The organism is Salinicola halimionae (assembly GCF_003206065.1).
GTDB classification, from domain to species: Bacteria; Pseudomonadota; Gammaproteobacteria; order Pseudomonadales; family Halomonadaceae; genus Salinicola; species Salinicola halimionae.
This window is the reverse complement of the sequence record NZ_PZJQ01000005.1, coordinates 472,094-487,312: the sequence shown is the minus strand read 5'-3', so window position 1 is coordinate 487,312 and position 15,219 is coordinate 472,094. Positions and strand designations below refer to the sequence as shown.

Sequence of the window (15,219 nt, the reverse complement as noted above, 5' to 3'; positions counted from 1 at the left end):
TTCTTCGAGCCTTTCGATAGCAACTGTTTCCGTCTTCACTCCCACTCGATCGTCGCGGGCGGCTTGCTGCTGACATCATACGTCACACGCGATACACCGCTGATCTCGTTAATGATGCGGTTGGAGACTGTCTCCAGCAGCTCATACGGTAGATGCGCCCAACGTGCGGTCATGAAGTCTACGGTTTCGACGGCGCGAATGGCGATGACCCATTCGTAGCGGCGGCCGTCACCGACGACGCCGACGGACTTGACCGGCAGGAACACGGCAAAGGCCTGGCTGGTCTTGTGGTACCAGTCGAAGTTGTGCAGTTCTTCGATGAAGATGGCGTCGGCTTCGCGCAGGATGTCGGCGTACTCCTTCTTCACCTCACCCAGAATACGCACGCCGAGGCCCGGCCCGGGGAACGGGTGACGGTAGACCATGTCGTACGGCAGGCCGAGTTCGAGGCCGAGCTTGCGCACTTCGTCCTTGAACAGTTCCCGCAGCGGCTCGACCAGCTTGAGCTTCATGGTCTCCGGCAGGCCACCGACGTTGTGGTGCGACTTGATCACGTGGGCCTTGCCGGTCTTGCTGGCGGCGGATTCGATCACGTCCGGGTAGATGGTGCCCTGGGCGAGGAATTCGACGCCGTCGATCTTGGCCGCTTCACGGTCGAATACGTCGATGAAGGTGTTGCCGATAATCTTGCGCTTGGCCTCGGGGTCGTTCTCCCCTTTCAGCTTGCCCAGGAACTCGTCTTCGGCATCGACGCGGATCACCTTGACGCCCATGTGTTGGCCGAAGGTTTCCATCACCTGGTCGCCTTCCTGCTTGCGCAGCAGGCCGTTGTCGACGAATACGCAGGTGAGCTGCGTGCCGATCGCCTTGTGCAGCAGCGCCGCGACCACGGAAGAATCCACCCCGCCGGAAAGGCCGAGCAGCACGTGGCGGTCGCCGACCTGTTCGCGCACGCGATCGGTCAGGTCTTCGATGATCTGCGCCGGGGTCCAGAGCTTTTCCGCCTTGCAGATATCCAGCACGAAGCGCTCGAGAATGCGCTGACCCTGTGTGGTGTGGGTGACTTCCGGGTGGAACTGCACGCCGTAGAAGCGCTTCTCCGGCCAGGTCATGGCGGCAATCGGGCAGCTCGGCGTGGAGGCGGTGATGGTGAATTCCTCCGGCGCGCGGGCGACCTTGTCACCGTGGCTCATCCACACGTCGAGCAACGCATCGCCACGTTTACCGACATGATCCTTGATACCGCCGAGCAGGTCGTCTTCCGAGGCGACGCTGATCTGGGCATAGCCGAACTCGCGCTTGTTGGAGCCTTCGGTAGCGCCGCCAAGCTGTTCGGCCATGGTCTGCATGCCGTAGCAAATGCCGAACACCGGCAGGCCCATCTCGAACACGCATGCCGGCGCCCGTGGCGAGCCCAGCTCGGAGACCGATTCCGGCCCACCGGAGAGGATGATGCCGTTGGGATTGTATTCGCGGATCTCTTCTTCGGTGATATCGAAGGCGCGGATCTCGGAGAACACGCCGATCTCGCGCACGCGGCGCGCGATCAGCTGCGTGTACTGGGAGCCGAAGTCGAGGATCAGGATCTTGTGCGAATGGATGTCGGTCATGAAGGGGCCACCGCCGTAATGGTTTCAATTGCCGAGACAAAAGCACGGCCGGAAAAGAATGAAGAGGAAAGAGCGAAGAGGAAAGATGCACTTCCCACTCCTCCCTTCCCCCTTCCGACTAACGAGTCAATCAACCAGCGCGGTAGTTCGGCGCTTCCTTGGTGATCTGTACGTCGTGCACGTGGGATTCGGTAATCCCGGCGCCGGTGATCTTGACGAACTCCGGCTGGGTGCGCATCTCGTCGATGTTATGGCAACCGGTGTAGCCCATGGAGGCGCGCAGGCCGCCCATCATCTGGTGAACGATGGCGCTCATCTGGCCCTTGTAGGGCACGCGGCCTTCGATCCCTTCCGGCACCAGCTTCTCGACGCCTTCATCCTTGCTCTGGAAGTAGCGATCCGAGGAGCCCTGGGTCTGGGACATCGCGCCCATGGAACCCATGCCGCGATAGGCCTTGTAGGTCCGGCCCTGGAACAGTTCGACTTCGCCCGGTGACTCTTCGGTACCGGCGAGCATGCTGCCGAGCATCACGGTGCTGGCGCCGGCGACGATCGCCTTGGCGATATCCCCGGAGTAGCGCACGCCGCCATCGGCGATCAGCGGAATGTCGAACGGCTTGAGCGCTTCGGCGACGTTGGCGACGGCGGTGATCTGCAGCACACCAACGCCGGTGACGACACGGGTGGTGCAGATGGAGCCGGGGCCGATACCGACCTTGACCGCGTCAGCGCCGGCTTCAGCCAGCGCCACGGCGGCGTCGCCGGTGGCGATGTTACCGCCGATCACCTGCAGCTCCGGATAGTGTTCCTTGACCCAGCGAACGCGGTCGATGACGCCCTTGGAGTGGCCGTGGGCGGTATCGACGACCAGCACGTCGACGCCGGCTTCGACCAGCGCGGCGATGCGATCCGGGGTTTCCGGGCCGGTACCGACGGCGGCGCCGACCAGCAGGCGGCCATCGGCGTCCTTGGCGGCCATCGGGTAGGTGCGGGCTTTTTCGATGTCACGCACGGTGACCAGGCCACGCAGGTGAAAGTCCTTGTCGACGACCAGGATCTTCTCGATGCGGTTTTCCTGCAGTTTGGTCTTGATCACATCGAGCGAGGTGCCTTCGAGCACGGTGACCAGCTTTTCACGCGGGGTCATGATCGCTTCGACGCTGTCGCTGTAATCCGGCTGGAAACGCATGTCACGCCCGGTGACGAGCCCGACCAGTGTTTCGCCCTCGACGACCGGGAAGCCGGAATAGCCGTACTCCTTGGCCATCTCCAGCAGGTCCTGCAGCTTGGCGTTGGGGCCCACGGTGACCGGGTCCTTGACGATAACGCTCTCGTGCTTCTTGACCTTGCGGACCTCGGCGGCCTGCTGGGTGATCGACATGCTCTTGTGGATGATGCCGATACCGCCTTCCTGCGCCATGGCAATCGCCAGACGCGCTTCGGTCACGGTATCCATGGCCGAAGAGAGCAGCGGGATGTTCAGGGTCAGGTTGCGGGTCAGGCGGGATTTGAGGTCGACGTCTCTGGGCAGGACATCCGAGTAGCGGGGTACGAGTAATACGTCGTCGAACGTAAGAGCTTCTTGCGCTATACGTAGCATGGTCGGAAACCCAATTGGCAGGTGGTGGGGAGCCTGTGACAGCCTGCGGCACCGCGAGTGTCCTTGGAGACGGTCCTTGCAGTGTGGACCGGCATGGACCGGGGCCGCGAAAAGTTAATCGCGCATTATAGTCGTTTGGCCGTTGCCTCTCAATGGCAAGCAGGGGTTCGGGGTTCGATCGGCGCTGTATTCGACCGGCACCGTTTCTGACCAGCACCGTTTCTGACCAGCACCGTTTCTGAGCAGCACTAGGTCCGCCGGCTTCGTGTTAGGCTTTCGACCATCCATAACCGTTTCCGTCCGGGTCAGCCCATGCCTGCGTTCACCTCACCGTCACCACAGGCGATCTCCGTCAGCGATCTCAATCGCCAGGCCCGCCAGATGCTGGAGCGCGGCTTCGGCGACTGCTGGGTCGAGGGCGAGATTTCCGGGCTGGCGCGCCCCGCTTCAGGGCATATCTATTTCACGCTGAAAGACGCCAAGGCCCAGCTCAAGTGTGCGTTTTTCCGCAACCGGGCGAGCCTGTCGCGCACGCCGCTGAAGGATGGCGATCGGATCAAGGTGCGCGGGCGGGTGTCGATCTTCGAGCCGCGCGGCGATTATCAACTGATCGTCGATGCCGTCCAGCCCAGCGGCGAAGGCGAGCTGATGGCGGCCTACGAACGGCTCAAGCGCAAGCTCGAGGCAGAGGGCATGTTCGCCAATGCGCGACCGCTGCCCTATCCGCCCCGTCATCTGGCGCTGATCACCTCGAACACCGGCGCGGCCATTCGCGATGTCCTGGCGGTGCTGCAGGCGCGCTGGCCGATGGTCCGCGTCAGCGTGTTTCCGTCCGTGGTTCAGGGTCGGGATGCGCCGCCAGCGCTGATCCGTGCGCTGGCCTTGATTAATCGTCAGGCGCGGCGGGAAGACGAAAGCGATCCGTTCGATGCGATTCTGATCACCCGCGGCGGCGGCAGTCTGGAAGACCTGTGGGCGTTCAACGACGAGCACCTGGTGCGGGCGATTTTCCACTCCAGGCTGCCGGTAATGGCGGCCATCGGCCATGAGGTCGACGTGACCCTGGCCGAGTTCGCTGCCGACGTGCGCGCGCCGACGCCTTCCGCCGCCGCCGAACGGCTAGTGCCGGATCGCCGCGATCTCGAAGCATCGTTGAACCAGCAGCGCCAGCGATTGGCTCGCGCCTGGCAGGGTCGCGTCAATGCCGAATCCCAGCGGCTCGATCACCTACGCGCCCGGCTGCGCCATCCCGGCGAGCGGCTCGCCCAGCAACGTCAGCATCTGGCGGGGCTGGATCGCCGCTTGCAGCTGGCGATGCGCCAACGCCTGCAGCGTGAGCGCCAGCATCTGGACGCCGCCAAGCGGCGTTTCCACCTTCACGACCCCAGCCGAACGCTGCGCCAGTCCCGCGAACGGGTCGACCAGTTTCGCCAGCGGCTCGAGACCGCCCAGCAGCGTCGCCTGCATCAGGAGCACCAAAACCTGCAGGGAATCACCCGGGAACTCAATGCAGTGAGCCCGCTCGCCGTACTCGCCCGAGGCTATTCGATCCTGCAGGACGACAGCGGTCAGGTCGTTCGCGCCGCCAGCCAGACTCAACCCGGTCAAATGCTAACGGCCCGCCTCGGCGAAGGCCGCTTGAAGCTGGAAGTGAAGCGACGGTTGAAGAGCTGACGTTCGACGATGAGTGTGGAAAATTACCGATCGGGAATAAATCGACTCTTAGCTGCCAGCCTTGGCCTGAAATTACCGATCGGTCATTGACGACAGGTCACCGCTCTTCGGGCTCCCCCGTCTGAACAAGATGAATACGCGTTCCGCCCTCGCCTTTGCCCAGGCCGGGCTTGAGACGCTGATCCGTATCGTAGTGCCCGCCGTTCTGTCGCCGAAAAGCAATCGGGGCATCGCTGAACAAGTGCTCGAGACGGTATTTGAAACTGGCCACGACCTGCTGCCAACCGTCTTCATCGAGCCGGTCGCTCTGATAGACAGGGAACGGCGGCATCACTTCTAGACCCGGGTAAAACAGCGTGCCGTGGTGTATCGGCCACAGAATCTCTTCCAGGCTGCCATTGACGCCGCGATTGCTGTAGTGCGGCGCGCGGCCGCCAATCGGCAGGATCAGCATCGCGCGACGGCCGGCCAGTACGCCCTCGCCGTAACGATCGCCCCACCGTTCCCCGCCGTGTTCGCCGACACCGTAGGCAAACCCGAAAGCAAACACCCGGTCGACCCACCCCTTGAGAATTGCCGGCATGCCGAACCACCACAGCGGAAAGCTGAACAGAACGGCATCGGCCCACAGTAGTTTCTGCTGTTCAGTCGCGATATCCAGGGTTTGCGTCTGTGACGCATAGGCATGGCGGGATTCCGCGATGTAGCTCAAGCGGTCCGGGTCGACCGTGTCGATGAAATCCTCGCGGTCGGCAATCGCTTTCCACTGCATGGCGTAGAGGTCCGAGACCTGCACCTCATGCCCCTGTGCCTGCAGGGTTTCTCGCGCCAGATCCTTCAACGCGCTGGTCAGCGACTTTGGCTCGGGATGCGCATGGACGATCAGAATATGGCTCATGGGCCGGTTCCTCATTGTGGCAATGATCGGGGAAATGATCACGTTGGGCCCATGATCCTGACGCGTCGTCTGGTATTGTAGAAATCGTTTAATTTATGTCTTGGTATCAATAAAATGGATATCGAACGGCTCGACCTGAATCTGCTGGTGACTCTCGACACCCTGCTGGCGGAACGCAATGTCAGTCGCGCTGCCAAGCGACTGCACCTTAGCCAGCCGGCCATCTCGACCCGGCTGACCAGACTGCGTGAGTTGTTGGGTGATCCACTGTTGCTGCCCGCGCAGCGCGGCATGATTCCGACCCAACGTGCGCTCGAGCTTCAGGCGCCGCTTCACGCCGCCCTCGAGGGCGTGCGCCAGGTCGTCGCCGAAAGCAGCCCGTTCGACCCGGCCACCGCCACGGCCACGATCGCCATCGCCGCCAGTGACTATGTGCAGTATTCGATCCTGATGCCGCTGGCGCAGGCACTGCGTCGCGAGGCTCCGAACCTGAACATCGCCTGGCGGACGATAGACACCGGGATTCTCGAGGCGCAGATGGTGCGCGGAGAGGTCGATCTGGCCCTGACGACGCCCGAAACGGCGCCGGACAACCTGCGCATGCGCACACTCTACCGGGAGGAATATGTCGCCATCGTTCGCCCCGACCATCCTGCGTTACCGGAACAGCACCTCGACCTCGACACTTTCTGCGAACTGGATCATGTCATCGTCTCGCCGGAAGGCGGCGGCTTTCACGGGCCCATGGACGATGCTCTGGCCGCCATCGGGCTTCATCGCCGTGTAGCCTTGTCGGCGCCGGGATTCCTGGTGGTACCGGAGATCGTTGCGCGCAGCGATATGATCGCGCTGGTTCCCACTCGAGTCGCCGATGACCGTGCCGGTCGGGTGCGACTTTTCGATCCGCCGCTCCCTGTGCCCGGTTTCGACATGGCAATGGTCTGGCATGATCGCACCACGACTCATCCTCTTCACCGATGGCTACGTCAGCGGATTACCGAACTGACCCCGGGTGCGTCGGGCGAAGCAGGTACTGACACGAACTAGCACTCGCTGTCTCGGCGACATGAAAAACCCGATCCGGCAACACTTTGCCGGATCGGGTCGTCGTCAGTCTGACGGGGGGATTTATCTGGTTCTACACGCAGCCATCTCGAAAAACGGCCGCTAGCCGCTCGGCAGCGATCAGCCCGTCGGGTCCGGCATCGCGCTCGGCTTGAAGGTGCTGGGATCGAGATCGTGACGCGACAGCAGCTTGTAGAAGTCGGTGCGGTTACGCCCGGCGATGCGTGCCGCCTGGGTGACGTTGCCTTCGGTGATCTTGAGCACCTTGATCAGATAGCTGCGTTCGAACCCGGCGCGTGCCTCGCTGAACGAGGGCAACGCGTTCTCCTCTGCGACCAGTGCCTGAGACACCAGCGCTTCCGGAATCATCGGTGTGCTGGTCAGGGCAACGCACTGCTCCACCACGTTGACGAGCTGGCGCACGTTGCCTGGCCAGCCGCTCGATGCCAGCAGGTTGAGCGCTTCCGGCGAGAAGCCTTTGACGAACGGTTTATGCCGCGCCGAGATCTGCGACACCATGTGCTTGGCCAGCAGCGGGATGTCCTCGGCGCGATCGCGCAGCGGTGGCAACTTGAGATTGACCACGTTGAGGCGATAGTAGAGATCCTCGCGGAAATCGCCTTCGTGCATGGCACGGTCGAGATCCCGGTGCGTGGCGGAGATGATCCGCACGTCGATGGGAAACGACTTGGTGCTGCCCAGCGGGCGAACCTGGCGCTCCTGCAACACGCGTAACAGCTTGACCTGCAACGGCAGCGGCATGTCGCCGATCTCGTCGAGGAACAGCGTGCCGCCGTCGGCGGCCAGGAACAGCCCTTCGTGCTGACTGACCGCACCGGTAAAGGCGCCGCGGGCGTGGCCGAACAGTTCGCTCTCCAGCAGTTGCTCCGGCAACGCGCCGCAGTTGATCGCCACGAATGGCTTGTCAGTGCGTGGGCTGGCCTGATGCATGGCATTGGCCAGCAGCTCCTTGCCGCTACCGCTGGGGCCGGTCAACAGCACGCTGACATCCGATGCCGCGACCATGTAGGCCTGCTCGAGAATGCGTTCCATCTGCGGGCTGCGGGTGATGATTTTCGAACGCCACGCCTCGCCGCCCTCTCCGCGTGTGGTCGGGGTCTGCTTGAGCGCTTCGTCGATGGCCTCGAACAGCTCGTCGCGATCGACCGGTTTGGTCAGGAAGCTGAACACGCCCTGGCGCGTGGCGCTGACGGCATCCGGGATCGAGCCGTGGGCCGTCAGAATGATCACCGGGATGCCGGGCAGTCGCCGCTGCAGCTCGTGGAACAGCGCCAGGCCGTCCATCTCGTCCATCCGCAGATCGGAAAGCACCAGATCCGGCGAGGTCTCTTCGATATGGGTCAACGCTTCGCGGCCACTTTCCGCTGTGGTTACCCGGAATCCGCGGCTTTCCAGACGCATGCCCAGCAGCTTGAGCAGACTGGTATCGTCGTCGACCAGCAGGATATGAGCCGTATTACTGCTCCTCCCCGGTTGCATGGCAGGCGTTCTGATCGCTCGGGTCTTGGGAGCTTGGGTATTCTGTGTGTTCAGTGACATAGGCACCTCTCTGCCACCGCTTCGCCTCGTCGTTATCGAAGAGGGCGTGTCACGCTCGATGTGACGCGGTCGTGCGATACGGTGTGGCCATGAAACGGCCTTGAATCGCACGATTGGCTTGGTTTTTCGTGAGTGTTGACGATCGCGCGGCGTTGCTGCTTCGAAAAACGTTCGCGTGCCTTCGAAGGTCGGTCGTGAACGTTTTCGAAATCAGTCTTGAACGTTCTTCGAAATCAGTCCTGAACGTTCCCGTTATCAGTCGCGTGCGTTGATCGTCCGCTCGATATCGGTCAATGCGTCGAGCTTGTCCGACATCTCCTTGAGCTGTTGCTTCAGCTTCTGGTTTTCGTTCTTCAGTGCCTGCGTGTCGTTGTGAAGACTCCCCTGTTGGCTCGCGCCCGTGCCTCGTTGAGCATAGAGCTTCCGACGCTCTTCCAGTTCGTTGAGCCATTGCTGAAGCAACGGCTGGAGTCGGGCCGGAGCCGAGCCGATCGAGGCCTTGTAGAGATTCGACGCGTATTGCCACTCGCCGGGGCCATCCCAGGAGAGTACCAGCGCCCTCACGGCTTTCTGCTCCATGCGACGCTGACCGACCTTGCCCAGCGTCTGTTCGCGCCAATCGTCGTCGCCGCGCTGCGCTTGTAGACCGAAAGCCACCCAGGAATCGACCAGGCAAACATTGTCGGCGTAGGTGGGGATTTCGCCACAGCCGGCGGGAATGGATTCACTGGAGAGAGACTGGCAACCCGCCAGCGCCATCACGCCGACCAGTACCAGCGTCGTTTTCATCTGACTGACCATGGTTCCTTCCTTACATCACCGCCCGGCAGTGCCTCGTCCCGAGCAGTCTCATTAGCATATTGCGCTCTATCATGTTGCGAACCGCGCGCCCGGCGATCCGCCCATGGCAGCGTGAGCCGGAAGCAGACCGGCAGCTCGGCATCGTCGACCAGCGCCAGTTGTCCATTCTGCAATCGGGCACAGTCCGAGGCGACCGAAAGGCCGATCCCCGACCCCTTCAACGGCCCCTTGCGGCGCGCGCTGCCTTGATAGAAAGCTTCGAACAGATGATCGCGATCGGCTTCGGCAATGGGTTCACCGCTATTGGCCACGTCCACCTCCAGCCAGTCGCGCTGCTGTGCGAGACGGATCACCAGTTGACCGCCGTTGGCGCCGTAGGCAATGGCGTTCGAGATCAGGTTATCCAGAACCCGCGCCGTCCGCTCACGATCCGCCTGCCACATCAGCGGGTGATGCGGGCTCTTGACCTGCATATCCTTGTTATCGAGGGCCAGCCGATGTTTGGACAGCACCTCCTGGATCACCGTGGCGATATCGAACTGGGCGACCTTCATGCGCCGACTATTCTGGAGCAGATTGTAATCCAGCAGTTGCTCGATGAGTGTCTGCAGTTCCTGGCCGCCTTCGTCGATCAATCTCACCACTTCGCTCTGGCGCTCGGTGAGCTCTCCGGCCACGCCATCGCCAAGCAGTGCCGTCCCCTCTCGAACGCTGGCCAGGGGTGTCTTCAATTCATGGGACATGTGCCGTAGGAACTGCTGCTTCTGCGCTTCCAGCTCGCATAGTCGACCCGACAGCCAGGACAGCCGATCCCCCAACTGAACCAATTCCGCCGGACCCTGGATACGCGCCGGCGTATCGCTATGGTCGCCGCTGCCTAGCCCGAAGATGCGCCGCTCGAGCTGTCGAATCGGCCGCGTGATCAACCAGGTAAAGAACAGCATCAGGATCAGGCTGGCAGAGACGAGTGCGGCGGTCTGCATCCACAGACGCGCCTTGACCGAATTGGCCTGCTCGCGAATATCGGCGATACGCGCGTCGATCAGCTCGTTGGTATCGTCACGCACCGCCTCGGACTCGGTGGCGAATCCGGAGAAACCTTCCAGGAAGGCGCTCATGTCGTCCACCGGCGCCGGGGGAAGGACGCGCAGGCGCTGGAAGCGCTCAACCAGTGACTGGAAATCGGCATTGTTGCGCATCAACGGCTCGTGCTGCTCCAGCAGCACGCCGAACTGCTGAACCTTCTGGTCGTAGATGTCGCGCAGGCCTTCTTCCTCGATGACCGCATACTGGCGCGCGCTGCGTTCCATCTGTAACGCCAGCGAACTCAGCATGCGTGCTCGACGCGTCTCTTCGACGGCCTGCCGCGCACTTTGATCGGCAAGGGTCGAGAGTTGCGAAAGCGCCTGGCCAGCCTGAAACATCAGTACCGCTATCGGCAACATCACGACGACGAAAGCCAACAATACCAATTGAAGTAGCGAGCGAGGACGCCAACGTCGGGAGAGCTCGGTGGTCATGAAGATCGCTCTATGCAGGATGCCCATCGGGGTCATGGATCGTTCCGCAAGGATAACATTATTGTTGAAAGCCTATTCAGGCCTGGATGGGCCAGGAATATCCACACACCGGACCTGCCGGCGAATTCGCTGAAAAAGCTCTGACAAAAAATCTCGACAAAAAAAGAGGGCCGGCAGAGCCGGCCCAAGGTACGCAGGGAACTGAAGGGTCGAAAACGACCTAGAAACACTGCCTGAATCAGCTACTCGAGATCGCTCCCGTGAGCCCGGAGGCCCCGAAGCCAGCACTCGACTCAGCCATTCAGGGGCTATCGAATACCGTGGCGGCGAACCGCCGGCTTCGTCTCTGAATCGATCGCCTGACTTCCGAATGCTTGATTCAGGAAGTCCGGCAACCGCTTGCAATGGGTCCCCTCTCGCGAGGGGGAAGGCATCCTTGCCGGGGCATCCTTGCCCGGATGGTGTATCTCCATGCCCGATGGGCCACACCCGTCTCATCGCAACCTAAGTCACACATCGCGTGGAGCAGACGCTGTCGAATCTTGATGGCTCTGCACAGGGTAGTTAGGAGCCTGACAAGATTCGGCGAGATAGCTTCCGGAGAGGCCATCTCGTCGCTCTCGATAAAGACTATAGCGATACCCGTGCCAACTTATTAAAAAATTATATTAATCAATTACTTGAAAATGACTGCACAGAGAGCGTTTGAGCCGGACGTGGGATTGGCGTCAAGACAACGCTAAATGGCCCCAAAAACGTCTCCACAAACAGACACCTTTGATGACATTTATAATAAATATAATAAAATCAGCTATTTAAATAGTCTCTATTTGGAGACGGTAAAGTACACTACAGGGTATTTCGGGTGTCTCTTTATAGCGACTTCAACAGTACCTTGGAGCGCCGGGCCTGATTATAGGTCTCACGTTTGAGATCGGGTAGCGCCTCCGGGGTCGACAGAGAGAAGCCGCGTTCGACGAACCAGTGCGTGGTATGCGTGGTCAGGGCGAACAGCTGCGTGAGCCCTTGCCGACGTGCGCGACGCTCCACCTCGGCCAGCAGCGTCTCCCCCCGAGCGCCACGGCGATAATCGTCATGAACGGCAAGACAGGCCAGCTCGCCCATTTTCGCTTCAGCGTAGCCGTGCAGAGCGGCGCAGCCGATCGCCATGCCGTCGCGATCGATCACGACGTAATCCTCGATCTCGTGCTCCAGTCGCTCGCGAGTCCGCGCTACCAGCATGCCGCTGGACTCCAGCGGTGCGAGCAGGGCCAGCAAGCCACCGACATCGTCCAATACCGCCTGCCGCAAGAGCTCGTAGCGGTTCTGCGTGATCATGGTGCCGACGCCGTCCCGGGTGAAAAGCTCGCCCAGCAGCGCATCGTGGTCGCGCCAGGAGAGCAGGTGGGTACGCTCTACACCATGGCGGGCCGCGCCGCAGGCCGCACTCAGGTGCCGGGAAAGCTCGCTGCCGGGGGTGGCCTGCTCGCGTAGCGTATCGGCTTCGTCGGGCGTCAGCTGGCGCTGGAGTTGACCGCCATCGTCGTGCAGCCCGGCCGACTCCCCCAGCAGTATCAATTTATCCGCCCTGAGCGAAACCGCCACGTGCTGGGCGATCTCCGAGGCATCGAGATCGAAAATTTCGCCGGTGCGGGAATAGCCGAGTGGCGGCAGAATCACCAGATTGCCCCCGGCGAGCAGGCTCTCGATGGCCTGGCTGCGCACCCGACGAACTTCCCCGCTGTGATCGAAATCCACGCCGTCTCGCACGCCTAGCGGCTTCGCCGTCACCAGGTTACCGGAGACGGCCGTCAGCTCGACACCGTGCAGCGGCGTGTTGGGCAACCCCAGCGAGAGCTGGGCTTCGAGATCGAGACGATGCACGGCGGCAATGCGTTCGACATGATCCATGACCTGACGGTCGGCCACCCAGCGGCCGGCGACACGAACCGGCTTGATCCCCGCGACGTCCAGCACGGTGGAAACCTGCGGACGAATACCGTAGACCAGCACCACTCGCACGCCGAGCGTGTGCAGCAGCGCCAGATCCTGCAGCAGCTGGCCGCTTCGCGAAGACGCCATCGCCTCGCCTTCCATCAGGATGACGAAGGTCTTGCCACGGTGGGCATTGACGTAGGGCGATGAGTGACGAAACCAGTCGACGAAGGGAAAACGCGAGTCCAAGGGGTTGACGCTCCGGCAGTGAGATGAGGCTTGAACAGAGTCTGCCTCAACTATACCAGAGCGTCTTTCTTGCAGGGCACCGGCGTTGTCGGGCTCAGCCGAACATGCCCTTGAACATGAAGAAGAAACAAATCGACAGCAGCGCACCGGCCGGCAGCGTGATCAGCCACGAGAGCACGATCGAGCCGAGCACGCGCAGATTGAGCGCGGCCATGCCTCGGGCCAGACCCACCCCGAGCACGGCGCCAACCAGCGTATGCGTGGTCGAGATCGGCAAGCCGGTGCCGGAAGCCAGCACCACGGTAGAGGCAGCGGAGAGCGTCGCAGCAAAGCCACGGCTCGGGGTCAGTTCGGTGATCCCGGTTCCCACCGTGGCGATGACTTTGTGGCCATAGGTGACCAGACCGACCACGATCCCGCCGCCACCCAGTACCAGCACCCACCATGGCATGGCGGCGGCACCGGTTACACTGCCCCCGTTCTCGACCACACTGATCACCGCCGCCAGCGGGCCGACCGCATTCGCGACGTCGTTCGAGCCGTGCGCAAAAGCCATGGCACAGGCGGTGAACATCATCAGTACGCCGAAGATGCGCTCTACGCTGGAAAAGTCATAGTTGCTGCGGGCCCGCCGATCACCGCGGTTGATGCGATTTTCCAGCAGCAACCCGAACAGCATGATGACCACGCCGAAAGCGACTGCCAGCAGCAGACTCTCGCCGAACGAAAGATGCAGGCCGACGTGGGAAAGCCCCTTGACCAACGTCACCATCGAGACGATGAACCCGACCAGGAAAATATAGCCCGGCACGTACCGCTTGGCCGCCGCGAAGGGATCGGGATTATCGAAGATCAATACCTGCACCGAGCGAAACAGCATGAAGGCAAACACGCCCGCGATCAGCGGAGAAGTGATCCAGCTCAGCGCGATCGTACCCACCGACCCCCAGTTGACCGACTGAACGCCCAGCCCGGCCACAGCGAAACCGACGATGGCGCCCACGATCGAATGCGTGGTGGAAACCGGCCAGCCTTTGAACGACGCGATCATCAACCAGGAACCCGCCGCCAGCAGCGAGGCCAGCATGCCGTAGATCAGCATTTGCGGGTCATTCTCGAGCAGACCGGGGTCGATGATGCCTTTGCGGATCGTTTCTGTGACTTGCCCGCCGGCCAACCAGGCGCCGAGGAATTCGAAGATCACCGCAATGATGATCGCCTGCTTGATCGTGATCGCTTTGGAGCCGACCGAGGTTCCCATGGCGTTGGCGACATCGTTGGCCCCCACCCCCCATGCCATGAAGAAACCGAAGACACAGGCGAGGATGATGAAGACATCACCGTATTGCGCAATGATGGACATAGGCTTAGTTCGCTTGAGTGGCGTGACGAAGGCGTAGAACGACGAAGACCCGCACTCAGCGGGCCGTCAGTATCTGCAGGCGACTACCCACGCGCTCGGCGCGGTCGGACAGCTCACCAATCCATTCGATGATTTTGTAGAGGAAGATGACATCGACCGGCGGCAGCTCCGATTCGAGCTGGAACAGCTGGCGGCGAATGTCGATCTGCTGGTCATCGGCCTTGTGCTCGAGGTCATGCAATTCCTTGATCAGCTCGTGCATGACATCGGAGACGTTGCGACCGAATCCGGATTCGAGCAGATCCTCGAGTTCCTCTAGCGCCTTGCGTGCCTGCTCGACGGTCTCCACCGCGGTGCGCAGATAATCGCGCATCGGTTCCGCCAGCGGTTCGGGGATGATCATGTTGCGGCCCAACATGATCCCGGTGATGTCACGCGCCTTGTTGGCGATCTTGTCCTGAACGCTGATCAGCTCCAGCAGATCGGAACGCGACACCGGCAGAAACATGGTGTTGGGCAGATTGAGACGCAGCTGCGTCTTGAGCTCGTCCGCGTCATGCTCGAGGCGCGTTATCGCCTCGCGGTGCTTTTTCGCTTCGTCCCAATCGCCACCCAGTGCGGCATCGAAAAACGGCAGCAGTTGACCGGCACATTCACTGGTCTTGACGATATGAGCCAGCAGCGGCTGGAACGGCGACCGTCCGAACAGCGCGGAGAACGGGTTGGTATTCACCATAAAACGTGGCCTGGATGCGTTGGAAGTGGCGGCGTCAGTATAATGATTGCGTCTGGATGCGTCATGAAAAATTCATATTGGCGACGATGGTTCGCGTCTGATTTTAGACGCCGATGCATGCCCTTCAAGACGCAAAGACTCATCATTCAAGAAGCACGGATCTATCATTTCAGACGATTTTTATCTTTCATTCAAACGGACAGCCATT

General features: G+C 61.5%; 11 protein-coding genes. 2 read left to right on the top strand and 9 right to left on the bottom strand.

Annotation, left to right across the window (positions count from 1 at the left end):
* Positions 1 to 35: 35 nt before the first annotated feature.
* Both guaA and guaB read right to left on the bottom strand, forming a co-directional pair.
* Positions 36 to 1,610 (bottom strand): glutamine-hydrolyzing GMP synthase, encoded by a 1,575-nt coding sequence (gene guaA / locus DOM27_RS15065; protein ID WP_110657132.1) that lies wholly within the window; start codon positions 1,608 to 1,610, stop codon positions 36 to 38.
* Between the two features lie 130 nt (positions 1,611 to 1,740).
* Entirely contained in the window at positions 1,741 to 3,210 is a 1,470-nt protein-coding gene (gene guaB / locus DOM27_RS15060; protein ID WP_110657130.1) for an IMP dehydrogenase, read from the bottom strand.
* Positions 3,211 to 3,522: 312 nt separating this feature from the next.
* Here guaB and xseA point away from each other — a divergent pair, with 312 nt between their 5' ends.
* A complete protein-coding gene (gene xseA, locus DOM27_RS15055; protein WP_110657128.1) occupies positions 3,523 to 4,884 on the top strand; it encodes an exodeoxyribonuclease VII large subunit in 1,362 nt (453 codons plus the stop codon).
* A 97-nt stretch (positions 4,885 to 4,981) separates the two neighbouring features.
* On the opposite strand, the gene DOM27_RS15050 is transcribed toward xseA, so the two are convergent.
* On the bottom strand, positions 4,982 to 5,782 hold the full coding sequence (locus DOM27_RS15050; RefSeq protein WP_110657125.1) for an NAD(P)H-dependent oxidoreductase: 801 nt from the start codon (positions 5,780 to 5,782) through the stop codon (positions 4,982 to 4,984).
* Between the two features lie 114 nt (positions 5,783 to 5,896).
* Here DOM27_RS15050 and DOM27_RS15045 point away from each other — a divergent pair, with 114 nt between their 5' ends.
* The gene (locus DOM27_RS15045) at positions 5,897 to 6,829 is read left to right on the top strand and encodes a LysR family transcriptional regulator (RefSeq protein ID WP_110657123.1); all 933 of its coding nucleotides are present in this window, start codon (positions 5,897 to 5,899) and stop codon (positions 6,827 to 6,829) included.
* Positions 6,830 to 6,967: 138 nt separating this feature from the next.
* Here DOM27_RS15045 and glrR read toward each other — a convergent pair whose 3' ends face one another.
* The 6 genes from glrR to DOM27_RS15015 all read right to left on the bottom strand — a co-directional run bounded on the left by glrR (position 6,968) and on the right by DOM27_RS15015 (position 15,011).
* The gene (gene glrR, locus DOM27_RS15040; RefSeq protein ID WP_110657851.1) at positions 6,968 to 8,347 is read right to left on the bottom strand and encodes a two-component system response regulator GlrR; all 1,380 of its coding nucleotides are present in this window, start codon (positions 8,345 to 8,347) and stop codon (positions 6,968 to 6,970) included.
* A gap of 315 nt (positions 8,348 to 8,662) precedes the next feature.
* Complete coding sequence (locus DOM27_RS15035; protein ID WP_245392747.1) at positions 8,663 to 9,208, bottom strand: hypothetical protein; 546 nt, start codon at positions 9,206 to 9,208, stop codon at positions 8,663 to 8,665.
* The gene (locus tag DOM27_RS15030) at positions 9,193 to 10,764 is read right to left on the bottom strand and encodes a sensor histidine kinase (protein WP_245392746.1); all 1,572 of its coding nucleotides are present in this window, start codon (positions 10,762 to 10,764) and stop codon (positions 9,193 to 9,195) included. Before DOM27_RS15030 ends, DOM27_RS15035 begins: the two co-directional genes overlap by 16 nt.
* Before the next feature lie 837 nt (positions 10,765 to 11,601).
* Entirely contained in the window at positions 11,602 to 12,912 is a 1,311-nt protein-coding gene (argA, locus tag DOM27_RS15025; protein WP_110657121.1) for an amino-acid N-acetyltransferase, read from the bottom strand.
* Between the two features lie 94 nt (positions 12,913 to 13,006).
* Positions 13,007 to 14,275 (bottom strand): inorganic phosphate transporter, encoded by a 1,269-nt coding sequence (locus tag DOM27_RS15020; RefSeq protein ID WP_110657119.1) that lies wholly within the window; start codon positions 14,273 to 14,275, stop codon positions 13,007 to 13,009.
* A 55-nt stretch (positions 14,276 to 14,330) separates the two neighbouring features.
* The gene (locus tag DOM27_RS15015; RefSeq protein WP_110657117.1) at positions 14,331 to 15,011 is read right to left on the bottom strand and encodes a TIGR00153 family protein; all 681 of its coding nucleotides are present in this window, start codon (positions 15,009 to 15,011) and stop codon (positions 14,331 to 14,333) included.
* Positions 15,012 to 15,219 lie beyond the last annotated feature (208 nt).